The sequence below is a fragment of the Vreelandella lionensis genome, from assembly GCF_002087295.1.
Taxonomy (GTDB): Bacteria; Pseudomonadota; Gammaproteobacteria; order Pseudomonadales; family Halomonadaceae; genus Vreelandella; species Vreelandella lionensis.
Map to the genome: position 1 here is coordinate 87,688 of NZ_MWVI01000065.1, position 22,597 is coordinate 110,284.

The 22,597-nt window shown below is 59.4% G+C and carries 19 protein-coding genes and 5 pseudogenes; 19 read left to right on the forward strand and 5 right to left on the reverse strand.

Features of this window, described 5'->3' with window-relative positions:
* Positions 1-40 precede the first annotated feature (40 nt).
* Complete coding sequence (locus tag B4967_RS09145; protein WP_192859206.1) at positions 41-1,015, forward strand: GlxA family transcriptional regulator; 975 nt, start codon at positions 41-43, stop codon at positions 1,013-1,015.
* A gap of 4 nt (positions 1,016-1,019) precedes the next feature.
* Here B4967_RS09145 and B4967_RS09150 read toward each other — a convergent pair whose 3' ends face one another.
* Positions 1,020-1,814: an SDR family NAD(P)-dependent oxidoreductase gene (locus tag B4967_RS09150; RefSeq protein ID WP_083024836.1), complete on the reverse strand. Its 795-nt coding sequence runs from the start codon at positions 1,812-1,814 to the stop codon at positions 1,020-1,022.
* A 229-nt stretch (positions 1,815-2,043) separates the two neighbouring features.
* Between B4967_RS09150 and B4967_RS09155 the strand changes: the two genes are divergently transcribed.
* The 6 genes and pseudogenes from B4967_RS09155 (at position 2,044) to B4967_RS09180 (ending at position 8,779) form a co-directional block, all read left to right on the forward strand.
* On the forward strand, positions 2,044-3,258 hold the full coding sequence (locus B4967_RS09155; RefSeq protein WP_083024838.1) for an aspartate aminotransferase family protein: 1,215 nt from the start codon (positions 2,044-2,046) through the stop codon (positions 3,256-3,258).
* Positions 3,259-3,293: 35 nt separating this feature from the next.
* Positions 3,294-4,358: pseudogene (locus B4967_RS09160) on the forward strand (arginine N-succinyltransferase).
* Positions 4,358-5,389, forward strand: coding sequence for an arginine N-succinyltransferase (gene astA, locus B4967_RS09165; protein WP_083024839.1), 1,032 nt, complete (start codon positions 4,358-4,360; stop codon positions 5,387-5,389). The pseudogene B4967_RS09160 and the gene astA overlap by 1 nt, the downstream one beginning before the upstream one ends.
* Positions 5,390-5,470: 81 nt before the next feature.
* Positions 5,471-6,942: pseudogene (gene astD / locus B4967_RS09170) on the forward strand (succinylglutamate-semialdehyde dehydrogenase).
* Positions 6,939-8,297, forward strand: coding sequence for an N-succinylarginine dihydrolase (gene astB, locus B4967_RS09175; RefSeq protein ID WP_083024841.1), 1,359 nt, complete (start codon positions 6,939-6,941; stop codon positions 8,295-8,297). Before astD ends, astB begins: the two are co-directional and overlap by 4 nt.
* A 56-nt stretch (positions 8,298-8,353) precedes the next feature.
* Entirely contained in the window at positions 8,354-8,779 is a 426-nt protein-coding gene (locus B4967_RS09180; protein WP_083024842.1) for a GNAT family N-acetyltransferase, read from the forward strand.
* Positions 8,780-8,819: 40 nt separating this feature from the next.
* On the opposite strand, the gene B4967_RS09185 is transcribed toward B4967_RS09180, so the two are convergent.
* Entirely contained in the window at positions 8,820-9,995 is a 1,176-nt protein-coding gene (locus B4967_RS09185; protein ID WP_083024930.1) for a glycosyltransferase, read from the reverse strand.
* A gap of 109 nt (positions 9,996-10,104) precedes the next feature.
* Here B4967_RS09185 and B4967_RS09190 point away from each other — a divergent pair, with 109 nt between their 5' ends.
* From B4967_RS09190 to B4967_RS20840, 4 genes and pseudogenes are all read left to right on the forward strand, one after another.
* Positions 10,105-10,332, forward strand: a complete 228-nt coding sequence (locus tag B4967_RS09190; RefSeq protein ID WP_083024844.1) for a hypothetical protein — start codon at positions 10,105-10,107, stop codon at positions 10,330-10,332.
* A pseudogene (locus tag B4967_RS09195) lies at positions 10,325-11,816 on the forward strand (sodium:solute symporter family protein). The gene B4967_RS09190 and the pseudogene B4967_RS09195 overlap by 8 nt, the downstream one beginning before the upstream one ends.
* A gap of 64 nt (positions 11,817-11,880) precedes the next feature.
* Positions 11,881-12,999, forward strand: a complete 1,119-nt coding sequence (locus B4967_RS09200) for a DUF2252 family protein (RefSeq protein WP_340638727.1) — start codon at positions 11,881-11,883, stop codon at positions 12,997-12,999.
* Between the two features lie 19 nt (positions 13,000-13,018).
* Positions 13,019-13,210 carry a hypothetical protein gene (locus B4967_RS20840; protein ID WP_340638732.1) on the forward strand — a complete coding sequence of 64 codons (192 nt, stop codon included), beginning with the start codon at positions 13,019-13,021 and terminating at the stop codon, positions 13,208-13,210.
* A gap of 39 nt (positions 13,211-13,249) precedes the next feature.
* Here the strand turns inward: B4967_RS20840 and B4967_RS09205 are convergent.
* Positions 13,250-14,300: pseudogene (locus B4967_RS09205) on the reverse strand (SPFH domain-containing protein).
* 1 nt (position 14,301) lies between these two features.
* Positions 14,302-14,796: an NfeD family protein gene (locus B4967_RS09210; protein WP_083024846.1), complete on the reverse strand. Its 495-nt coding sequence runs from the start codon at positions 14,794-14,796 to the stop codon at positions 14,302-14,304.
* 122 nt (positions 14,797-14,918) lie between these two features.
* Here B4967_RS09210 and B4967_RS20270 point away from each other — a divergent pair, with 122 nt between their 5' ends.
* From B4967_RS20270 to B4967_RS09220, 3 genes and pseudogenes are all read left to right on the forward strand, one after another.
* A complete protein-coding gene (locus B4967_RS20270) occupies positions 14,919-15,029 on the forward strand; it encodes a DUF305 domain-containing protein (protein ID WP_279384679.1) in 111 nt (36 codons plus the stop codon).
* Complete coding sequence (locus B4967_RS19200) at positions 15,007-15,120, forward strand: DUF305 domain-containing protein (protein ID WP_243470446.1); 114 nt, start codon at positions 15,007-15,009, stop codon at positions 15,118-15,120. The genes B4967_RS20270 and B4967_RS19200 overlap by 23 nt, the downstream gene beginning before the upstream one ends.
* A gap of 85 nt (positions 15,121-15,205) precedes the next feature.
* A pseudogene (locus tag B4967_RS09220) lies at positions 15,206-15,920 on the forward strand (trimeric intracellular cation channel family protein).
* Between the two features lie 82 nt (positions 15,921-16,002).
* Here B4967_RS09220 and B4967_RS09225 read toward each other — a convergent pair.
* A complete protein-coding gene (locus tag B4967_RS09225; protein WP_243470447.1) occupies positions 16,003-18,663 on the reverse strand; it encodes a translocation/assembly module TamB domain-containing protein in 2,661 nt (886 codons plus the stop codon).
* Positions 18,664-18,916: 253 nt separating this feature from the next.
* Here B4967_RS09225 and B4967_RS09230 point away from each other — a divergent pair, with 253 nt between their 5' ends.
* The 5 genes from B4967_RS09230 to B4967_RS09245 all read left to right on the forward strand — a co-directional run bounded on the left by B4967_RS09230 (position 18,917) and on the right by B4967_RS09245 (position 22,582).
* Complete coding sequence (locus B4967_RS09230; protein ID WP_243470448.1) at positions 18,917-19,519, forward strand: DUF3581 family protein; 603 nt, start codon at positions 18,917-18,919, stop codon at positions 19,517-19,519.
* Positions 19,520-19,754: 235 nt separating this feature from the next.
* Positions 19,755-20,741: a TRAP transporter substrate-binding protein gene (locus B4967_RS09235; protein WP_083024848.1), complete on the forward strand. Its 987-nt coding sequence runs from the start codon at positions 19,755-19,757 to the stop codon at positions 20,739-20,741.
* A gap of 43 nt (positions 20,742-20,784) precedes the next feature.
* Positions 20,785-20,940 (forward strand): hypothetical protein, encoded by a 156-nt coding sequence (locus B4967_RS19205; protein WP_243470449.1) that lies wholly within the window; start codon positions 20,785-20,787, stop codon positions 20,938-20,940.
* Entirely contained in the window at positions 20,937-21,320 is a 384-nt protein-coding gene (locus B4967_RS09240; protein ID WP_243470450.1) for a TRAP transporter small permease subunit, read from the forward strand. The genes B4967_RS19205 and B4967_RS09240 overlap by 4 nt, the downstream gene beginning before the upstream one ends.
* Complete coding sequence (locus tag B4967_RS09245) at positions 21,317-22,582, forward strand: TRAP transporter large permease (protein WP_083024850.1); 1,266 nt, start codon at positions 21,317-21,319, stop codon at positions 22,580-22,582. Before B4967_RS09240 ends, B4967_RS09245 begins: the two co-directional genes overlap by 4 nt.
* The last annotated feature ends 15 nt before the right edge of the window (positions 22,583-22,597 follow it).

Genomic DNA, 22,597 nt, shown 5'->3' on the forward strand with positions numbered 1-22,597 from the left:
CGGTTTTCATGCAGCGCAATAGGCAGTACAGCGAACCCACATGCACTCCAGTACGTTAACGCCACCCCCTAGCAACCGCAGGCGGGTGGCGTTTGTGCTGCTGCCGGGGTTTTCGCTGTTGGCTCACGCCAGCGCTATTGAGCCGCTGCAAATGGCCAACCAACTGAGCGGCCAGATGCTGTATCACACCGTGACCCTCAGCCTAGATGAAGAGCCCGTGCGCAGCGGCGCGCAGCTTTCGCTCATCGCGCAGCATGCGTTAGGAGCCCCCCTTGGCCCGCTGGATTTACTGCTGGTGTGTGCGCCTACGCCGCTACCCTACGTATTGCCCGCGAAGCTCAATGAGTGGCTGCGTAGCCATCATGGCCGTGGCGTTGCTATCGGCGGTTTGGCCGGAGGCACCGAGGTGCTCGCTCGCTGTGGTTTGCTGGAAGGCTACCGCGCTACCTTGCCTTGGCAGCGCTTCGATGCGTTTGCCCAAGCCTATCCCCAGGTGACGCTCTCCCAACAGCTGTTTGAAATTGATCGCGACCGCCTGACCTGCGCGGGCGGCACCGCCGCTATGGATATGATGCTCACGCTAATTGGCAAGCATCACGGCCCGCGCCTAGCCGAGCAGGTCTCCGAACAGTTCGTCTGCGACCGTATTCGCTTGGCCGATGAACGCCAGCATGTGCCGCTGCGTAACCGTTTGGGCCACGCGCCCCAGAGCTTGGTAGATGCGGTGACTCTCATGGAAGCAAATATTGAAGAGCCGCTCTCGACGTTGGAACTGGCCGAGCATTTGGGGATCTCCCGGCGTCAGCTGGAGCGATTATTCAAGAAGTACTTGCAGGCGGTGCCCAGCCGCTACTACCTCGACCTGCGTTTGCAGGAGGCACGCAAACAGCTGCGTGAGAGTGACCGGGCCGTCGGTGATATTGCCTTTGCCACTGGGTTTTCTTCAGGGGCTCACTTCGAAACCGCCTATCGCCACCATTTCGGTATGACGCCGAGAGAGGAACGGCTCGGATAACGCTTTACGTCAGCGTATCCACAATGCCGCCCTCTACGCGAAGCGCGGCACCGGTAGTGGCACTGGCCTGTGGCGAGGCTGCATAGACGCTCATGTGGGCGACTTCTTCGGGCGTCGCCAAGCGCTGAATGATCGACGACGGACGGTTCTCTTTGACGAAACGCGCTTCTATTTCCTGCTGCGAGATACCCTCTTTCTGAGCGATGTCGCTGAGCATGTTCAACACGCCCTCTGAGCGCGTGGGTCCTGGAAGAATAGCGTTGACCGTGACTTGGGTGCCACTCAATACTTTTGCCAATCCTCGTGAAATAGACAGTAGCGCAGACTTTGTCATGCCATAGTGAACCATTTCGCTGGGAATGTTGATCCCGGATTCGCTGGACACGAACTGGATGCGGCCCCAATCGCGCTCACGCATGCCCTTGGCGTAATGACGCGACAAACGAACCGCACTCATGATGTTAACATCGAAGAATTGTTGCCAAGTGGCGTCGTCTACGTCGAAGAAGTCTTGCGGGCCAAAGATGCCTACGTTGTTGATAAGGATGTCGGTCTCGGGCTGCTGGTCAATCAGAGCCTGACACCCTTCTGGAGTGCCTAGGTCGGCGGCTACCCCGGTCGCGCGGGCCTCTGGAAGGCGCTTTTTTAGGGCAGCGATGGCATCATCCACCCGCTGCTGCGTGCGCCCGGTAACGACTATTTCTGCGCCCGCGTTGGCCAGTCCTTCTGCGATGGCATAGCCGATACCGGCGGTAGATCCGGTGATAATGGCATGCTTGCCGCGTAGATCGATCTTCATGGTTCAGCTCCTTGGGTCAAAAATGTCCGTGCCGCTCCACAAGGCACTAGTGAATGCCCTACTAGTGACAATGGGGCGCTTTAGACATTCTTCAAGGTGATGCGAGCCAGTACTTAGATGTAAATGCACACGTCTCTATTCATAATTTACCGTCCCAATACTGAAAGCAGGGCGTCCTACGCCCCCCGTATACTGATTCAATCGCTTACTCCACTGGAGGTACTGTCCCATGAGCCACACCCCGAACCGTCAAGACTTCGACCACTACATGACGCCTAACTACGCGCCGCAGCAGATTATTCCGGTACGTGGTGAAGGCAGCCGCTTGTGGGCCCAAGATGGCCGCGAGTACATCGATTTCGCTGGCGGTATTGCGGTGAACTCCCTGGGTCACTGCCATCCGGTGCTGGTCAATGCGCTGAAAGAGCAGGGCGAAAAGCTTTGGCATCTCTCCAACGTATTCACCAACGAACCGGCGCTCAAACTGGCCAAAACCCTTACCGAGCGCACCTTCGCCGATAAGGTCTTTTTATGCTCCTCCGGCGGTGAAGCCAACGAAGCTGCGCTGAAGCTGGCACGCCGCTGGGCGGTCGACCACTACGGCGAGCATAAAGACAAAATCATTTCGTTCTACCAGTCGTTCCACGGCCGCACCTTCTTTACCGTCAGCGTAGGCGGCCAGCCCAAGTACTCCCAGGGCTTTGGCCCGGTGCCGGGCGGTATTCTCCACGCCGACTTCAACGACCTGGAGAGCGTTCGCAAGTTCGTGGGCGACGACACCTGCGCCATTATGGTCGAACCGATGCAGGGTGAGGGCGGCATCGTCCCCGCGACCCAAGAGTTCCTGCAGGGCCTGCGCGACCTGTGTGACCAGCACAACGCGCTGCTGATTTTCGATGAAGTGCAAACCGGCGTTGGACGCAGCGGCGAGCTGTATGCCTATAAAAACTTCGGCATTACCCCGGATATTCTCACCAGCGCCAAATCGCTGGGCGGCGGTTTCCCCGTTGGTGCTATGCTGACCACCGACGCCATCGCCACATCGCTAGCCATCGGCACCCACGGCTCCACCTACGGCGGTAACGCATTGGCCTCTGCGGTAGCGCTGGCGGCGGTCGAGTTCATCGATACGCCGGAGGTACTGCAAGGTGTCAAACATCGCCACGATCTGTTCCGCGAGCACCTGGAAACCATCAACCGCAAGCACGGCGTTTTCAAAGAGATCCGTGGTATGGGCATGTTGATGGGGGCCCAGATGTCGGACGCCTTCGAAGGCCGCGCCAAAGATATTTTGCCGTTGGCGATTGAAGAGGGCGTGATGGCGCTCATTGCTGGCCCCAACGTGCTGCGTATGGCGCCGTCATTGGTGATTCCCGAGGAAGACATTGCTGAAGGCATGGCGCGCCTTGAACGTGCCATCGAGCGACTTGTTGCCAGCGCATGAGTAGAGCGCAAGTCACACAAGAGGGGGCGTTAAACATGTTGGTAATCCGACCGGTCACCCTGGCTGACCTTTCCGCCTTAGAGCAACTGGCAGAACATGCGGTGCCACGGCTTACCAACCTGCCTGCCAATCGTGAACGCCTTGAGGAGCGCATCCTGCGCTCCCAGGAAGCATTCGCCAGCGAGATCGAGTTTCCCGGTAACGAGCACTATATGTTCGTACTGGCGGACGATAGCCGCAACGACGTGCTGGGCACGGCCACCATCCGTGCCCAGGCGGGTGCCGCCGAGGCTTACTACACCTACCGCCAAGGACGCTGATTCACGCCTCTCAGCAGCTTAACGTTCGCCGTGAAGTGCAAACGCTGGCGCTTTCTCATGAGGCCTCGGATGCCACGCTACTTTGTGCGCTGTCGCTCAACCCACGCTACAAAGGCACCAGCGCAGAGAGCCTGCTGCGCCGGGCGCGGCTGATGTTCATCGCCCAATACCCGGAGCGCTTCTCGCGGATTTTGGCGGTGGCCTTTCCCGGCTATTTGGAATAGCCAGAATGAATCCCCCTTTTGGGAGAGTGTGGGCCGCCACTTCTTTGCCCGCAGCTTCCAAGAGATGAACCACATGGCGGGCGTGCGTTCGAAGAGCTTTATTGCTGAAGTGATGCCGCAGTTTCCGCTCTACTTACCGCTACTCACGCCCCAGGCCCGCGCTGCGATTGGCCGCGAGCACCCGGCCCATGAAGAGGCGCTGGCGGAAATGTTGGCTGAAGGCTTCGTGCGCTCCCGGCATGTGGATATTTTCGACGCGGGCCCCATCGTCAAAGCCGAGCGCGAACGCTTAGAAACGTTCCGCCGCGCGGCCTGGCACCCGGTTCGGATACGCCCCGAGCACGCGCTGCCGGATGCCGAACCGGCGATGATCGCCAATCAAACGCTGAGCGATTTCCGCTGCATCGTTGCGCGCTATGCGCTCTCGCCCACGGGGCAGCTGATGCTCTCCCCGCAGCACGCGGAGCGTTTGGGTGTAGAAGAGGGGCGGGCGGTGCTGGCGGCACCGTTAACCCTGCCCAGCGCCATCGATGCGCTTGATGAAGGAGCGATGTAATGCGCATTCGACCCATTGCCCGTAATGATCTGGATGGGCTCCAGGCGCTTGCGCAGCAGGCCGGTGTTGGCTTTACCTCGCTGCCGGATAACCGCGAGTTTTTGGCCGGTAAGATCGAGTCCGCCGCCCGCGCGTTCGAAGAGCGTACGCCGGTGGATGACCGTCTCTACTTCTTCGTGCTGGAAGATGAAACCAACGGCGAGCTAGCAGGCTGCTGCGCCATCGAAGGCCAGGTAGGGCGTGAAGTGCCGTTCTACAACTACCGGCTTGGCACGCTGGCGCACTCGTCGGTACAGCTCGATCTGCATCGCACCATCGACACGCTGTTCTTAAGCTCCGACCACACCGGCGATGCCGAAGTGTGTTCGCTGTTTCTGCGTCCGGAGTATCGCGGCGAGGCCAACAAGCACCTGCGTAACGGGGCGCTGCTTTCCAAAGCGCGCTGGCTGTTCATTGCCCAGTTCCGCGACCGCTTTCCGCAGAAAGTGCTGGCCGAGATGCGCGGCGTGTTCGATGACAACAACGTTAGCCCCTTCTGGGAAAGCCTGGGGAAACACTTCTTCCCCATGGATTTCAACGAAGCCGACCGCTTGACCGGCCTGGGCCAGAAGAGCTTCATCGGCGAGCTGATGCCCAAGTTCCCGATCTACACCACCTTCATGTCGGAAGAGGCGCGGGCTTGTATCGGGCAGGTGCACCGGCACACCCGGCCAGCGCTGGAGATGCTCAAAAAAGAGGGGCTGCGCTGGGAAGGCTACATCGACATCTTCGATGGTGGCCCCACGGTGGAGGCCTACATCGATGACGTGCGGGCGATTCGCAACTCGCAGCTTTATCAGGTGGAAGTCTCCTCTAACGCGCCACAAGAGAGCGTTAGCCGCTGGCTGGCGGCATCTACCCAGATGCTGAACTTTACCGCGAGCTGGATCGGCCGCGGCCCGGCAGATAGCAGCACGATTGTGCTCACCCCCGACGAGGCCGAGCGGCTAGGCGTTTCCACCGGCGACGCCGTTCGCCTGCTGGAAACCTAATATTGGCAATCTAAGCGCCCCCTCGACCCGCGCCAAGACGACAAAAACTCAGTGAAGGAGAGCACGATGCACCCCCAGAACATGCACGCCCAGCAGCAGCAACTGATCAACGGCGCCTGGGTCGTCGGCGACGCCGAGCCCTTTACCAAGCACGACCCCGTTGCGGGAACGCTGCTATGGCAAGGGGCGGCTGCCTCTAGCCGTCAGGTAAGCACGGCGGTGGAAGCAGCCCGTGCGGCGTTTCCTGCCTGGGCGCGCACGCCCTTTGCTGAGCGTCAGGCGCTGGTCGAGCGCTTTGTAGACGTATTGACCGCACGTAGCGAAGACTTGGCCATTGCATCGCCTCGGAAACCGGCAAGCCATTGTGGGAAGCACGCACCGAAGCAGGCGCGATGATTGGTAAGGTCGCGCTCTCCATCAAGGCGTACCACGAGCGCACTGGGGAGCGCGAAAAAGAAGTGGGCAGCGCCAAAGCGGTACTGCGCCACCGCCCCCACGGCGTCATGGCGGTGTTTGGCCCCTATAACTTCCCCGGCCACCTGCCCAACGGCCATATGGTGCCTGCCCTGTTGGCGGGGAACACCGTGGTGTTCAAGCCCAGTGACCAAACCCCGCTCACTGCGGATTTCACCCTGCAGTGCTGGTTAGAAGCCGGATTGCCTGCCGGAGTGATCAACCTCGTGCAGGGCGGTGTCCCGGTCGGGCAGGCGCTCTCCGCCCATCCCGGTATCGATGGCCTGCTGTTTACCGGCAGCGCCAAAGTGGGTGGAATGCTGCAGCAGCAGTTCGCCGGGCAGCTGGATAAAATCCTCGCGCTGGAATTAGGCGGCAATAACCCGCTGGTGGTGAAGGACGTGGATGACGAGCGTGCGGCGGTACTGACGATTCTACAGTCGGCGTTTCTCTCCGGCGGCCAGCGCTGCACCTGCGCCCGCCGCTTGATGGTGCCTCAAGGCGAGGTGGGAGACCGTCTCATCGATGCGCTTTCTGATGCTATCGCCAAGCTGCACGTGGCGGGGCAGTTCGACGAGGAGCCTGCGCCGTTCTATGGCGGCTTGGTAAGCGTTGCTGCAGCCGATGGCCTCCTCAACGCCCAGGATGAACTGGAAGCCATGGGCGGTACGGTTATTAACCGTATGCAGCGCCTCAAAGAGAACACCAGCCTGCTCAGCCCTGCGCTGATCGACGTGACGGGCCTGGACGTGCCCGACGAGGAGCATTTCGGCCCGCTGCTGAAAATACACCGCTACGCGGATTGGGATGAGGCGCTGGCCCTTGCCAACGACACCCGTTACGGCCTGTCTGCCGGGTTGATCGGTGGCGAGCAGGCGGATTGGGACGACTTCCTGCTGCGTATTCGCGCAGGCATTGTGAACTGGAACCGCCAGACCACAGGAGCCTCTGGCGATGCGCCCTTCGGCGGCGTAGGCGACAGCGGCAACCACCGCCCCAGCGCCTACTACGCGGCGGATTACTGCGCCTACCCGGTCGCTTCCATGGAAGCCGAAAGCCTGGAAATGCCCGAAACCCTGCCGCCGGGAGTCAATTTATGAGCGTCAACAGCATTCACGAAGTCAACTTCGATGGCTTGGTAGGGCTTACCCACAACTACTCGGGGCTTGCCCACGGCAACGTGGCCTCCATGAGTCACGGCGGCTTGGTCTCCAACCCCAAAGAGGGGGCGCTGCAGGGGCTGGCCAAAATGAAGTCGCTGATGGACGCAGGCTATGCCCAGGGCGTGCTGCCTCCCCAGCAGCGCCCGGATTTGGGCGCACTGCGAGCGTTAGGCTTTAGCGGCAGCAACAGCGAGATCCTCGCTCAAGCCGCGAAGCAAGCGCCGCAGCTGCTGCGGGCGGTATGTTCAGCCTCCAGCATGTGGACGGCTAACGCAGGCACAATTACCCCCAGCGTCGATGCGCCGGATGGTCGGGTGCACTTTACCCCCGCCAACCTGCAATCCAGCTTCCACCGTTACCTGGAGCCGAAAACCACTGGCCGCGTGCTACAGGCGATTTTCCGCGATGAGCAGCGTTTTGCTCATCACCCGGTGCTGCCCGCTACGCCCGCGTTTTCCGATGAAGGGGCGGCCAACCATACCCGTCTGTGCGGCGAATACGGTGAGCCTGGCGTTCATCTCTTCGTTTACGGCCGTCAAGCGTTTGGTGACGCGCGTAGCAGTGAGCGCGAACCCAAGCGCTACCCCGCCCGCCAAACCCTGGAAGCCAGCCAAGCGGTGGCCCGCCAGCACGGGCTGAGCGAGGCGCAAACCGTCTTCGCCCAGCAGCACCCGGAGGCCATCGATGCCGGGGTGTTCCACAATGATGTGATTGCCGTGGGTAACGGCCCAGTGCTGCTCTACCACGAAATGGCGTTTCTCGATGAAGAGCGCACGCTGGACGAGCTGCGCGCCAAGATGAGCACGCCGCTGATTCCCGTTCGGGTGCCGGTGGAAGCGGTGAGCATGGAAGACGCGGTGGCATCGTACCTGTTCAACTCCCAACTACTCTCCAACACGGATGGCACCATGACCCTGGTGGTGCCCAGCGAGTGCCAAGAGCGGGAAGCCGTTTGGAACACGATTCAAAACTTCATCCTGGCGGGCAATAACCCTATTGGCGAAGTGATCGTTAAAGACGTGAAGCAAAGCATGCGCAATGGCGGCGGCCCCGCCTGCCTGCGCCTGCGCGTGGTGCTAACGGAAGCCGAGCGCGCTGCGCTTACCGGCCGCGTACTGCTCAACGATGCACTTTATAGCGACCTCACCGCCTGGGTGAACCGCCACTACCGCGACCGCCTGACGAGTGAAGACCTCGCCGACCCCCAGCTCGCCACAGAAGTGCTCACCGCGCTGGACGAGCTGACTCAGCTCTTGCAGATAGGGTCGGTGTATCCGTTCCAGTTGGGGTAGGTAATGAACGGCCAAGTTCGTGTTTGCCAACGGCCGGATGGTGCAGGTGTTGAACGATGACGCCTGTGATCCAGCCGACGGGCGATAAGGCGTTTGCCGAAACGCTGATTCGTCACAACATGGCGGCTTACCACCAGCAGCTAGGATGGCACTGGGACTCCGCCCTGTTTGATCAGCAGTGGCGCGAGTTAGAGAGCTTTGAGTTAGTCATCAATGCAACCCCTGTGGGCGTGCTATGCCTCCATCAGGAGGATGACGCCTACCATATCCGGGAGCTGCAAATTGCCCCGCCGTGGCAGCGCCAAGGCTTGGGAACGGCGGCGCTCCACTTCGCCGAAGCGCATGCCCGGCAAGCGGGTGTTCACCGATTGCGGCTGCGGGTATTTAGTATCAACCCCGCCATGGATTTATACGAGCGCATGGGGTTTCGAGTGCTGAACACTGAAGACGCAGTGCATGCTATGGAGCGGCGTATTGTGTGATCCTCGCTATCGACAACTATATCGACAGCTATATCGACAACTAAGCAGGCGATGAAGCAAACGCTTTAGGGCATTGGCTCTCATACAGTGCTGCCAGTGCTTCGGCTTTGGTATCTTCATTCCAGCGTTGGGCGTAGGCTTGGCCGCGGTGGGCGAGGGTGGTGCGAAGAGCGTCATCAGAGAGCAGTCGGCTGACGTGTTCTGCAAAGCGGGCAGGGTGCTCTTCCGCGATCAGGCAGCCCTCATCCTGTTGCAATACATCTTGAGTGCCCATGATGGCGGTCGAGACGACTGGAGTGCCCAGCGCCATGGCTTCCAGCAGTACCAAGCCTTGGGTTTCGGTGCGGGAGGCAAACACAAAGGCATCGGCTGCTCGGTAGGCATCTTGCAGTGCGCCATCTCTGGGAAGGTAGCCTAAAAAGTGAACCGCATCGGAGAGGCCTGCTTGCTGGGCCTGCTGTTTCAGTGAGGCGAGTGCCGGGCCTTCTCCGACGATGACTAGGTGAGTCTCCGGGTGCTGGTGGCGCACCTTGGGCAGCATATCGATCAGAAAACCGATGTTTTTCTCATACGCGGCGCGCCCTACAAACAGCAGCAGTCGACCTTGCGTTGGAAGGCCATGACTTTTGCGGAACTCTCCGCCAGCGGTTTGTGCGACGAAATGAGTGAGCGACAAGCCCGTTGCGATGGTCGCGATCGGGGAGCGAACGCCATAGACCGATAGGGCAGTGGTCATGGCGGACGAAGGAGCGACGACGGCGGAGAGCTGATGGCACTGGTGCACCGAAAATCGCCGGGCGGCAAAGCGCAGGCTGCGGCGAGGCAGCCACGGCACGTAGTGGTGCAGATACTCTTCAAACAGCGTGTGGTAGGTGCCCACCACGGGTACGCCGAGCCGTTTACTTAATGCCACGCCCGCGTAGTGCGCCACAAAGGGGGTGTGAATGTGGATCAGATCGAACTCGATGGCGTGCAGCGACGGAGCCAGCGCCATGATGGCCTGGTAGCGCATCATGCGGTCTTCCGGGTCACCTAATACGCCTCGTGAATCGATACGCCAAAGGCGCGGGTCTTCGTTGGCGTGATCCATATAGCGAGGGCAAATCAGATGTACTTCGTGGCCCAAGCGCTCCAGCGCCCCACGAAAGCTTTCAAGCGACGTGGAAACGCCGTTCACCCGGGGGAAGTAGACGTCGGAAAGCATTAAAATCTTCATCATAAGCGGCTTAACGGCTGGCATTGCGGCCTAGTGTGGCAATGTGCCGTGACACCGCCATGACAGCCGCTGAGGCTACCACTTCTTTTCATCATCTTATGGATATGACATGCGACGTTTTTTAGTGCTGCCCACGTCCCGGGCGGGCTGGGGGCTTTTCATTGCCTTTGTGGCGCTGGTATTGGCCGGTATTTGGCCAGTGATTGGTTGGGTGAACCGGGCCACGCTGGTGATGGGACTGCCGCTGCTGGTGGTGTGGAGCTACGTGATCATGTTTGCCTGCGTGGCAGTCATGCTAGTGGGCAACCGCATTGTAGAGCGAGACGACCATGAGTAGTGCCTGGCCGCTGGTCATTACGCTTTTATACGTGGCCACCGCGATGCTGATCGGCCTTCGCGCACGGGCAGGCCGCTCCATGAACAGTCTTGAAGAGTGGGGCGTGGCGGGGCGCAGCATGGGGCCAGTGACGCTTTACCTTCTAATCGCGGCGGGCAGTGTGAGTGCTTACACCTTCATGGGCGCGCCGGGCTGGGCTTATTCCAAAGGAGTGGCCGTATTTTATGTAGCGATTTATCTGGCGTACTTGGCGCTGGTAGCGTGGTATTTCGGGCCGAAGGTATGGCAGTTCGGCGAGCAGTTTGGCCATGTGACGCAGGCAAGCGCCATTGCCGACCGCTACCAAAGCCCTGCATTGGGGGCGCTGTCCGCGCTGGTCATGGCGGTAGGCTCCGTGGCCTACGCGGTGCTACAAACGATTGGCTCTGCTTATATTCTATTCGTGATGAGCGGCGGGCAGATTCCTGTTTGGCTGGGCGTACTGTTGGTGCTGGCCTGCATTGCGGTTTATCTCTACGCCAGCGGGCAGCGGGCAATTGGCCGCACCAACGCTTTCCAGGGCGTGCTGATGCTGGTGGTGGCCTGGGCAGTAGGCCTGTGGGCCATACACAGTGCCACCGGCGGGCTGAGTTTTGCGGGCGTATTTGAACGCATCGCCGCCGAGCACCCCGAGTTTCTGACCCTCCCCGGTGCGGGGGGCGATATGAGTTTTAGCTTCTGGACCACGTCGATCATTGTCTCCATGTTCTCGTTTATGCCCCCCGTTTGGACGCAGTGGATGAGCGCCTCTTCAGCGCGCACCATCCGCCGCAGCGCGACGTGGCTACCCACCTACTACGTGGTGATTCTGCCTATGGTGGTGGTGGGCTTTATCGGTATTTTCTCGCTGCCGGAGCTGGCCCGGGCAGATACCGTGGTGCTGGAGTACGCCATGCAGCACTTGCCCGTGGTGTTAGTTGGACTGCTGGGCGCGGGCACCTTGGCCGCCTCTATGTCCTCCAGCGAGCCGTTTATTCATTCGGTGTCCCTTTCCGTGAGTAAAGACGTGCTGCAGCCGTTGCTCAAGCTCTCGGAGGGCACTACCGCCAAGCTGGCGCGTCTTTTGATTCTGCCCATTATGTTTCTGGTGATTGCGCCGCTGGCGATTGCTGAGCCGGGGAGCCTGGTGATGATTTTGCTGGTGGGGCTTGGCTTTGCCTCGCAGGTTTTGCCCGCCTTTATCGGCATGTTCTTGTGGCCTCGCGCCTCAAGGCTGGGCGTCATGGCGGGCATATTTTAGGCGGTTTTGTGGTTACCGTGGCGTTCACCGCTTATGGCGGCATCCGCTCGGCATTCATGCAGGGTTTTGGGGGCTGATGGTCAATTTGCCGCTGTTTGTGCTGGTGTCGCTAGCAACCCCAGCTACGTGTGAAGAGGTGGTCGAGCGCTTCTTTCGCATTTCAGCGCCCCGTGGCCTGACGCGTTTGGGCAAGCGAGTGTCTTAATCTGTTAACGTGCATCGTCTACGCTTACAGCAGAGCGTTTTAATGTACCCACAAAGGCATTGCAATGAGCCACGCATTGACTGGACACAACCGCCCTCAACAGGTCATTGAGGCCATTCAACAGGCGAATGCGTCGCTAAGCGCGGCGCATCGGCAGGCGAAGTACGCCAAAATGGCGGCCTCTCCCTATCGATTCTTTCGCGGCTCCAACCATCTCTATTGGCAAGATGTTTGGCACGACTGGCGCTTTGCGCTATTCGGCGGCTGGCCCAATACCCAAACCTGGCTTCAGGGCGATGCCCATGCCTACAACTTTGGCGCATACGGCCACCACGATGACCAAGTGCGCTACGGCATGGATGACTTCGACGATGCGTTGATTGGGGATTACCAGTACGACGTGTGGCGGCTGGCGATTAGCCTAGTGCTGGATGCCCGCGAGAACGCCGAGCTGAGCCCCAAAGCCATTGATAAAGCGCTGAACAAGCTGCTGGAAGGGTATATGGACACCCTTAGCGTTCATCGTGAGGATGACGTGGCGATCCACGCGATCACGCTGGACAACGCCAAGGATCCGCTTAAATCGTTTATGGGCAAGGTGGCCGATAAGCAGAGCCGTGCCCGCATGCTGGAGAAGTGGACGACGCTAGACCCAGATAAAGGGCGTCAGTTTGCCGAGCGCCCCGGTAAGCTCGCCAATCTGCCTGCCGATGTGGCAAGCCAGCTACGGCGCATCATTGAGCAGGAGTACCAGCAAACGCTGCAGCACCCCATCAAGGAGAGCGACCCGCAGCACTTCTTCGTCAAAGACACCGCGCGGCGCTTGGATGCAGGCACTGGGTCGCTGGGCGTCGAGCGGTACTACGTGCTGATCGAAGGCGGGGCGGATCACGAGCACGACGATGTGATTCTGGATATCAAAGAGCAGGTCACGCCAGAAGCCTACCGCCTGATGGACAAAGCGCAGCAGCAGGCGTGGCGCAAGCTGTTTCCCAATGAAGGTATTCGCCATGCCGCGGCGTTCCATGCTATTGCGGAGCACCCGGATGCCTACCTTGGCTGGTTGACCATGAACGGCAAGGTGTTTTCGGTACGCGAACGCTCACCGTTCAAAAAGGATTACCCCACCCATAAGCTCTCTGGCGGTAAGGCCTACCGCAAGCTGGCGCGCCCAGTGGGGTGAAATTCTAGCGCGTGAACACCTGCGCGGTGCGCAGGCACTTAACCGAGGCAAAGCCGCACCGTTTGCCGACGCGGTATGCCAGCGGTTAGAAGGGCGTGAGGAGCAGTTTATCGGCGTGGTCTCAACGCTTGCTAAAGCCTACGCCGACTGTGTGGGTCAAGACTACCAGGTGTTTATGGAGCATTTTCTAGCCACCGACGCAGAGTCCTAGTAGGGGCTGTACCGTGCCGGTGGCTAAAAACTTAACGAGTTAGCTGCTACTGGCACCACCGACAATGCCACTTCTTAAGCCGTTTTCCTGACCGGAGCGGCTTTTTAGATGATGGGATACGGTGTCTTCTGGGGAGCCTGCCATTTCACGGAACATCCCCATGGAACCCAGCAGAGCAGAAGACTCGTAAGGCACGAACACTCGCTCGCCGTCTTTCGCCATGGTGGGCAGCACTTTGATATAACTTTGGCCAAGCAGGTAACCCACCACCGTGCGCTTGTTCTCCTCGCTATCGCCGATAGCGCTAAGCACCAGCTTGATGGATTCTTGCTCACCTTGGGCGCGTAGAATGGCGGACTCTTTATCGCCCTGAGCGTTTAAGATGGAGGATTCACGCTGGCCTTGGGCCATGGCAATGGCGGCCGATTTTTCACCCTCGGCTTCGGTCACCGTGGCGCGCCGTTTCCGCTCGGCGGCCATTTGCAGGCGCATGGCCGACTCGACCTCTTCCGGCATGGCGATATCCTGCACTTCCACCCGGGAGATTTTCACACCCCATTTAGAAGCTGGCTCTTCCATCGCCGCCTGAATCTCGTTGTTGACCTCTGCACGAGACTCAAACAGTTTATCCAGCTCCATTTTACCCACCACCGAGCGCAGCGTGGTTTTCGCTAATACCTCAACGGCTTGGCTCATGTTCTCGACTTCATAGACCGCCCGCTTGGGGTCGATGATCTGGTAATACAGCGCGCCGTTGATGCGCACCGTGACGTTATCCGTGGTCACCACGGGCTGGCCGGGGAAATCCATCACCGTTTCGCGGCGGTCGATGCGGGTCTCATCGGTGGTGATGGCCGTGTACTCCTCGCCCATTTTGCGATAGCGCAGCATGGTGATGGCGCGGGGCTGTTCGATAAACGGAATGATGATGTTAAATACCGCTCTCTAACACGCGGTGAAAAGAGCCGAGGCGTTCAATCACCATCACTTCCGACTGGCGAACGATAACCAAGCCTTTCGAGATAATCAAAATGCCAATGATGACAATAATCAGGCTAATCAATAGGCCGGGGCTAATCGGTAAATCCATTTTAAAACTCCTTGGTGTTGGGCGTATTGCGTTCACTATCGAGTGTTTCAGGTGATGATACATTCACCAAAGCGGTCGTACCTTCAAAGTGTTTGAACACGACCTGAGTGCCTTCGGGCAGCTCTGTTTGGCCACTTTCAAGCACACGCAAACGGTAGAAATCGCCGTTCACTTTAATCCCTGTGGCATTGTCGTAATCTCTCAGCAGCGTGGTATAGCGGTTGCCTTTTTCTACGCCGGTACCAGTGGTGCCGTAGGCAACCCCTTTGGGAGAGAAGCGTGGCCGAATCACCATCACGCCTAACGGCACCAGCACTCCCGCAAAGATGCCCATGCTGAGCAACTGCCAGGGTAGCGATAGCCCCAATGCCGTGACGGCAGCGGTGAGCGCCGCCGCGATGCCGAGCGCCAACAGCACCATCGCGCCAGAGGTCAGTTCGGCTAGGCTCAACAGCAAGGCGAGCACCAGCCAGCTGTAAGCAGGGTTCCAATCCATATGTACTCCATGGCTAGCGACGAAGGATGTTTACCAGAGTAACGCACTTAGCCCACCTTGACCTGCGGGCAGCCTGTAGGTTTTAAACTTTAATTACCTATCTCGCCGATAAGAGTGCTGCCATGCCGACCTACATTGGCGTCCCTGATGTGGATTTCGCGCAAGGCATGATTCCCCATCACGAAGGTGCCATCGCCATGGCAGGAAATTGTGCTGGAGCACGGCGAAGATGACGAGATTCGTCAACTGACCAAGAGCATTATCGCCGCTCAAGAGAGTGAAATTGCTTTTTTGAAAGCGTGGTTGCAGCGTCACGGCTATTAAGCCTGTCTGGCTCTCTGATCACTACACCCTTCCCGAATGAGTGATATTCTGCCCGCTTAAACAGCAGGTGATGAGGGAGAGCCGCGTGTCGGGTGTGATTTATTGGTTGGATATGGCGGGGTGATTGTGTTTGCCCTGTCGGGCGTGATTTTGGCCTGCCGCTCGCGGATGGACCCGTTCGGTATGCTGGTGCTGGCGGCGGTGACGGGCATTGGGGGCGGTACGCTGCGCGATTTGGTGCTGGGCGTTAGGCCGGTGTTCTGGGTGACCGACCCGACCTATCTCTGGGTGATCTTGGCCACGGTGGGCGTGTCGCTGGTGGGGTTTCACTACATCACCGGCTGTCTCGGGGCTTTTTGCCGGTGGCGGATGCCTTTGGGCTGGCGCTCTTTACCGTGATCGGCACGCATAAAGCGCTGCTGCTGGGTACCTCTGGCGTGGTGGCGGTACTCATGGGCATGATGACCGGCGTGGCGGGCGGCATGATTCGTGATGTTCTAGCCCGGCGGGTGCCGATGGTGCTGCGCGAAGAGATTTATGCCACTGCTGCCATGGCGGGCGGGATTGTATATGTCGCGCTGCACGGGCTCGAGGTGCCGCTGACATTCGCCATTGCCGCCTCATTGAGCGTGACGCTAGGCCTGCGCTTAGCGGCGATTCATTGGCACTTAGCATTGCCTGTGTTTGCCTGGGTAACGGTACCGCCTAAAACCCAGGATGAAGCCGCCGCACCCCTGTCCACTCCGCAAAAAGCCAAAGAGCGCGTGCGTATGATTCGTCGAGAGCGCACGCGCCGCTAAGGCCTTGGAAAACGCTGGGCTTCTCGCCAGCGGTCAAACCAGCGCTTGGGCTGGAGTACTCGCAGGGCCGGTTCGCTGTCATTCAGCTCCCCGCGCCGAGGCCCACGGCACCCAGCCGCGCATAACGCGCGCCGTTGGCTTTGCCGTCGGCTAGGGTCATATCGGAAAGCAGTAGCAGCGGCCCGCCTGTGAGCGTGAGGTCATGCAGGCGTATTTGCTCGTCGCTCACTGTGAGTAGGGCATGACCGTTGATGTTAGGCACGTTAAAAAGCCTCCCCAGCCAGTCACTCTCCCGGGCACGGGCGAGAAATAGCCGAGCCAGTAGCCCAGTATCGCTCATGCCTAACCGTAGCTGGCTGGTGAGCTGTATCGGATCATCCCAGTTGAGTTGGGCTTCTTCCATGGTGAGCTGCACCCACCAGCCCGCATCCTGAGTGCCGTCGTCGCTTCGGCGAAAGACGTTTTCCAGGCGCAGGTAGGAGTCATTGGCGACAAAACGGCGCGTTTCGATATCGACCTCGGTGAGCTGTAGGTGCAGTGTCACGTCTCCCCTCAGGCGCTGCTCCAGTAGCGCCATCTCGGTTTCGAAAGCGCGCAGCGTGATATCACCTTGGGCGCGCAGCCCCTCTAGCAGCCATTCGCTGGTTAGGCTGGCACTGCCGGAGAGTAGCTCAACCCCTGCATCTTCTGGTAAATAGCGGTTGTAGCGGGCAATGTCCGGCACCTCGGTAATTGGCAGCGCAACTCGGGTGGTGAAGTGTTCTGGAACGGGTGAGTCCAGCACGTCACTAAAGCGGTCGGTTTGGGTGGTGAGCGCAAAGTGGCGGCCTTCCAAATGCGGGCGGTCATCATCTTGCCGCCGTAGGGCAAATTGTGGAATCCCCAGCGAAAGCTGTGCCTGCTCGGGGCTATCTAACTGGGCGGTCAGCTCGCCGCGCCCGGTGGCCAAGTAGTCGAGAAACGTCACTTCCAACTGGTTAGCATTGACCCGCAGCCGCGTAGGGGCTTGCAGCGTGTCATCAATAAACGCGCCTTGCAGAAAGAGCTGGCCGTTGCCGGAAAGCGATACGCCGTGAGCATCCGGTAAAAACGTGTTGAGAAACCCCAGCCGCTGCACGCTGCCCTCTATCGTGAACTGCCCGCTTGGGGTGCCGTTTTGGCGCTGAAACCGACCGTCACGCAGCACCAGCGTGCTCTCCAGCGCTTCGCCGGGATGCTGCGGGTCGGCCACCTGCCAGCTTAACCCCGAGCCGCTGATGTCCAGCGCTGTGCCATCCAGCGCCGCTTGGTTGATGGCCAGCGCAAGCTGCGTATCGCTCACCAACGTGCCGCTTTGCTCGCTTCGTTGCCAGTCGGTGGTCAGCGCGTTGCCAGCCAGATAAAGCTCCCCGCTCAGTTGCTCGGTCGTAAAGCGTAGCTGCCCGTGGCTGGTGGCCGAGCCGCTGTTTAACGTTAGCGGAGAAGGGCGGGGCAACACCGCTGCAAGGTAGGGTTGTAGCGCTTGGATATTGGGCAGCGTTGCTTCTTTCCAGCTCAGTTGCGCCGTGGCGCTTTGTTGTGCCTGTTCGCGGTCGAGGGGGCTTTGTGCGGCTAGCGTTAGCGCTGCGTTCGCCAGTAAGGCTCGCTCCTGATGGCGCAGCGTGGCGTCTGAGAAGGCCAGCGTTGCCGCTACTTGCTCATCGGGGGAGAGCGTCGCGTCGAGCGTACCGCTGCCTTGCGCGGTGAATTCAAGCAGCTCTGCGCCTAGCGTGGGGGCTTGAACGGTTAGCGATGCTTCATAAGGACGCGCATCCCGAAGCGTCGCGCTGGCGGCGATACTCCCCTGGCCGGATAGCCGAATCCCTTGGCCATCGAAGGCCGTTGCGAGATAGCGGTCGAACATGTCGAGTCGCGTCACCTCGCCCGATAGCTCAAGTGAGGCGCTAGTGGGCAAGTCGAGCTGATCCAGCCGCTGGTTGGGGATGTGTGTAGAAAGAGCGAGCCGTGTGTTTGTAGCGTAGGGGTACGTGTCGGCTAGCGTGACGTCCTCCAACTGAGTAGCGAAGCGCAGTTGCCCGTCCTCCACGGCGAGCCTGACGCGCCCCTGGCCCGTGGCGGTATGCGGCGGCGGTGTGTCATCTGCTACCAGCCAGCGGCGCGTGTTGTCGGTTCCTTTCAAGCGCTGCTCATCGAGAGAGAGCGCAAGCACTGGGGCTGCTAATGTGAGCTCGCTGTCCGGCTGTAGTTGGCCCTCGGCAAGCGCAAGCTCACCTTCCAATACGCCGCTGCCTGCTAGGCTCAACCAGGGCAGCGCTTCTAGGTAGGGCATGAACACATCCCAAGCGTCGGCTTGAGCCGTGATGGCAAGCTGGGCGGTGAGGGCGTCGAGCAGCGCCTCCGTCAGCGCATCGTTACTTTGCTGGGTGGAAAGTGAGTCCAGTGACGCCGTACTGCGTAGCTGAATATCCTGCACCAGCGTGGTTTGATCGCTCAAGCGAACGAGGCGGCCTTGGGTAATGTCCAAACCTACATAAGGCACGCTGAGGGTCTCTTGGCTGAATTGGGTATCCTCGACCTTCAGCTGGCCCTCTGCTTCCAGCGCAACATCCCCTACGGTGAAACGACGAATACCGTTGGCATCCAGCGCTTTTATATGTAACTCGCCGCGCAACAGGGCGAGCAGCGACAGCGAGAGCGTGGCTTGCCGGGCTTCTACGGTGATGGGCAGAGCATCGTCTTCCCGGGCAAGGTAGAGATTTTCCACCTCCCAACGTCCTGGGTGGAGGCTCTGGGCGCTTGGACCAGCGCACTTCGACGCCCTCAATGGACGATAGCTGTTGGGGAAGCCACTGGCTGTTGAGTAGCCAGTAGCTGCCCAGCAGCCAAATAAAGGCCAGTGCTAGCCCGCCAAACAGCAGGGCGGCTAGCGGTCGAAAACGGCGGTTAGTAGAGGGCGTGTCACTCGTCATACGGGCTTCCTAGCAGATGACTCCTGTTGGCGCGTGTTTTATGGCATTATGCGCGTCGTGGAGCAGTTATGGGTTTTCGATTTCAACGCTAGGCAGGCAGCAAAGCCATGTTCAAGGATTTTTACGCGCAGCGCGGAGAGTATTCACAATCCGGATGCGCGGCGTTTTTGTGTGCCCGGCGACCTGCTATTTACGCTGGTACTAGTGAAATTCGGGCTGTCGCGGCAAATGGAATTTCGCTTCACCAATATGGTGGGTGCTGATACACCGCTCAAGTTTAGTGAAGCCGATAATGGCGAGATCCATGTCAGTGATGATAGTGGAAAGTGCTATTTACAGGTGGTGCGCAGCGGCGACATGACGCGTGATAAGACGGTGGTAGAGGGGTTTGCCCGCTGCTATGTAGCATTTTCAGGTAAGAATTTTCCCCACTACCTCAAGCCGCTGATGGAGCAGCATGGGGTGATGTTTAACCCTAAACGCCCGCTGGTGATCTACGATAGCATGGGCTTTTGCCTGGAGCGTTTAGACGGCTTCTCACCTAATCTGGCGCTGACGGAATCTTCACTGGACGTGCAGGGTAAACGTGCAGATGCGCTGCTGGAATTTTCCATTGAGTCAGCCGGTGAAGCGGTTGGGTGTAGGCTCTAAGAACTCGTCGTCAGCGGGCTATGCGACTACGACGCTACCGAAATGGCGGCCATTGTCGACGAATTTTACCGTTTGAAAGCCGCCTACGAAGCCGCCTAGGGGAGCGGATCGCTCTGCGCTGCGTTAGCGCAATGGCGGGTGCCCTTAACGCAACCGCTAGGGGATTCTCAAAGCCGACTAATTAAAAAACACCCAAAGCGCCGCACGGCGCTTTGGCTGGACAACGAGGCTTTGCATGAACCGAATGAAAACGCTGACGCTTGCCTGCGCCGCAGCCGCCTTGGCGGTCTCCTCCGTTAGCGCCCAGGCGCGTGACTTCCGTTTAGGGCTGATTACCCCCGCCCAGCATCTGTGGTCCACCGAAGCCGAAGCGTTTGCGCAGACGCTAAATGAGCGCTCAGGCGGCGAGCATAGCGTGAGCGTGTTTCCTGCTCAGCAACTAGGTAACGAAGCGCAAATGGTGCAGCAGCTGCAAACCGGCGCGCTGGACATGGCCTTTCTAACCATTGCCGAAATCTCCAATCGCATTCCTGATTTTGGCGCGCTCTACGCCCCGTATCTGGTGGACGACGTCAACCACGCGGCGCGCCTGTTGCGCTCAGATGCGGCCGGTGAACTACTCGACTTGATGCCGGAAGGCGTTGGTCTCGTTGGGGCAGGTTATGGCATGGTGGGTATGCGCCAAGTATTGAGCCGTAGCCCCATTGAAAGCGCTGAAGATTTGCAGGGCCAGCGGCTGCGTATTACGCCCTTCGAGCCGATCCGCGACTTCTACACCGCCACCGGCGCTGCCCCTGCACCCATGCCTTTGTTGGAAGTGTACGATGCCCTCGCCAATGGGCAGGTTGATGCCATTGATATGGATTTCGACTCGATTCTGATTTTGAAATTCTACGAGCAGGCGAACAACCTGCTGATCTCCAACCATATGATGTTCCCGATGGTGGGGGTGGTGTCTGGGCGCGTCTGGCGCGAGCTCTCTGAAGAAGACCGCGAGCTGATTGATACCGCCATGTCCGAACACCTGGAGAATGTATTGACAGGTTTTGAGGAGATGGATGCCGCTCAGGAAGAGGAAATTCGCGGGTTGGACATCAATATTGTCGAAGCCGATGCCGAGTTCTTCTCTGAGGCGATTGCCGAGTGGGAAAGTATTTGGGCACCGAAAGCCCCTATGTTGGAAACCCTGCGCGCCGAGGCTGACCGCCTGCGCGACGAGTAATCCTTAACGTAAAAAAAGCCGTTGATAAAGGCCTTTAATCATCATGTTGCAACGCCTTTCCAAAGGGCTTGCCCGTTGTGAAGAGATCACCGCCGCTGCCTTGGCAGCGGCGGTGACGTGTTTAATTCTCACAAATATCGCCTTTCGCGCGCTGGGCAGCCCGCTTTACTGGGTCATGAACTGGCGATTTACGCCATGATCTGGATGACGTTCTTGATTGCTGGGGCGGTGTTGAAACGCCGCCCGGGCATCGCGGTGACACTGGTGAGCGACCTGCTGCCGCCAACGGGTAGAAAGCTGGTCGGCGTGGCGGTGGATGCCATGGTGCTTCTGTTTGCCCTGCTGCTGGTATGGCTCTGCTGGCGTTGGTACCAGCCGCTGACGCTGGCCCAAACCGGCTTCGATACCCGGGCGTTTCAGGGGCAAACGTTCAATTTTATCTATGCGGAAAGCACCTCCACCCTGGGCATTAAAAAGTTCTGGGCGTGGCTGATTGTGCCCTGGTTTGCGCTCTCGCTGAGCCTGCACAGCGTGGCGAACCTGACGCAATCGCTAATGGCATTAAGGGGGCGGGTATGACGGTCGCGGTGTTCTTGCTGCTGCTACTGGGAGCGGTGCCTATTGCGCTAGTGCTGGCGCTTACGGCGATGTGGTATATCCAGGCCTCTGGCAATACGGTGCTGTTTGATTCCTACCCGCAGCAGCTGTTTAGCGCCATTGAAAGCTACGGCCTACTGGCGATTCCGCTATTTATGCTGGCCGGGGAGTTGATGAACGAGGGCGGGCTGACCAAGCGCTTGATTGCCCTGGCGCGGATTCTGGTGGGAGGCTTTCGCGGTGGCTTGGCTTATATCAACCTAGTCGCCAATATGATGATGGCGGCGATTATTGGCTCGGCGGCCTCGCAAATCGCCATTATGTCCCGCGCTATGGTGCCTGCGATGGAGGAGGAGGGGTACGACACGCCCTACAGCGCGGCGATTACGGCGGCGGGTGGGCTGCTGTCGCCGATTATTCCGCCCTCCATGCTATTTGTACTGTTTGGGGTGATGGCCCAAGTACCCATTGCGGAGATGTTTATCGCTGGGCTACTGCCGGGGCTGTTGCTGGGCGCGAGTTTCTTCGTGGTCATCGCCCTGGTGGGGCTGGTGCAACAATACCCGAAAGGGCAGTGGCCCAGCCGTCAACAGGCGCTGCACGATGCGCTATGGGGCATGCCCGCGCTGCTGATTCCGGTGATTATTATCGGCGGCATTTTGCTTGGCATTGCGACGCCCACGGAGTCGGCGGCGCTGGCCTCGCTGGCGGCGCTGTTAATGGGACGCTTTGTGTACGGCGATCTGCGTTTGAGTCAGCTTCCTCAGGTGCTCACGCGCACGGCGATTAATGCTGGGCTGGTGATTATGCTGATTGCGGCGGCAGGCGTGTTTGGCTGGGGAGTGATTTACGAGCAGCTACCGCAAATGGCCGCTGCGTGGATTGCCGCGCTGACCAGCAGCCCGTTTCTGTTTCTGCTGCTGGTGATTGGGGCGCTGCTGCTAGTGGGAATGGTGATTGATGGGATTGCCGCACTGATTCTGGTGGTGCCTATTTTAATGCCCATCGCTCAAAGCCAGTTTGCGATTAGCCCTTACCAGTTTGGCGTGGTGGTCTGCCTGACCCTGGTGATGGGGTTACTCACCCCGCCAGTGGGCGCGGGGCTGTTTATCGCTTCCTCCATGACCGGTGCGCCGCCGCTAAAAATCTTCCGAGCGCTGCTGCCCTTTTTATTGGCGACCCTCGTCACGCTGGTGCTGCTGGCGTGGTTGCCCTGGCTAACCGACGGGTTGGTTCGGCGTTAGAAGCCTAGCGGGCAA

What these genes read in the sequence shown, in the direction of transcription:
- B4967_RS09145 (WP_192859206.1), top strand. Translation starts at nt 41, where the DNA reads ATGCACTCCAGTACGTTAACGCCACCCCCTAGCAACCGCAGGCGGGTG.
- B4967_RS09150 (WP_083024836.1), bottom strand. Translation starts at nt 1,814, where the DNA reads ATGAAGATCGATCTACGCGGCAAGCATGCCATTATCACCGGATCTACC.
- B4967_RS09155 (WP_083024838.1), top strand. Translation starts at nt 2,044, where the DNA reads ATGAGCCACACCCCGAACCGTCAAGACTTCGACCACTACATGACGCCT.
- astA (WP_083024839.1), top strand. Translation starts at nt 4,358, where the DNA reads ATGCGCATTCGACCCATTGCCCGTAATGATCTGGATGGGCTCCAGGCG.
- astB (WP_083024841.1), top strand. Translation starts at nt 6,939, where the DNA reads ATGAGCGTCAACAGCATTCACGAAGTCAACTTCGATGGCTTGGTAGGG.
- B4967_RS09180 (WP_083024842.1), top strand. Translation starts at nt 8,354, where the DNA reads ATGACGCCTGTGATCCAGCCGACGGGCGATAAGGCGTTTGCCGAAACG.
- B4967_RS09185 (WP_083024930.1), bottom strand. Translation starts at nt 9,995, where the DNA reads ATGAAGATTTTAATGCTTTCCGACGTCTACTTCCCCCGGGTGAACGGC.
- B4967_RS09190 (WP_083024844.1), top strand. Translation starts at nt 10,105, where the DNA reads ATGCGACGTTTTTTAGTGCTGCCCACGTCCCGGGCGGGCTGGGGGCTT.
- B4967_RS09200 (WP_340638727.1), top strand. Translation starts at nt 11,881, where the DNA reads ATGAGCCACGCATTGACTGGACACAACCGCCCTCAACAGGTCATTGAG.
- B4967_RS09210 (WP_083024846.1), bottom strand. Translation starts at nt 14,796, where the DNA reads ATGGATTGGAACCCTGCTTACAGCTGGCTGGTGCTCGCCTTGCTGTTG.
- B4967_RS20270 (WP_279384679.1), top strand. Translation starts at nt 14,919, where the DNA reads ATGCCGACCTACATTGGCGTCCCTGATGTGGATTTCGCGCAAGGCATG.
- B4967_RS09230 (WP_243470448.1), top strand. Translation starts at nt 18,917, where the DNA reads ATGCGCGTCGTGGAGCAGTTATGGGTTTTCGATTTCAACGCTAGGCAG.
- B4967_RS09235 (WP_083024848.1), top strand. Translation starts at nt 19,755, where the DNA reads ATGAACCGAATGAAAACGCTGACGCTTGCCTGCGCCGCAGCCGCCTTG.
- B4967_RS19205 (WP_243470449.1), top strand. Translation starts at nt 20,785, where the DNA reads ATGTTGCAACGCCTTTCCAAAGGGCTTGCCCGTTGTGAAGAGATCACC.
- B4967_RS09240 (WP_243470450.1), top strand. Translation starts at nt 20,937, where the DNA reads ATGATCTGGATGACGTTCTTGATTGCTGGGGCGGTGTTGAAACGCCGC.
- B4967_RS09245 (WP_083024850.1), top strand. Translation starts at nt 21,317, where the DNA reads ATGACGGTCGCGGTGTTCTTGCTGCTGCTACTGGGAGCGGTGCCTATT.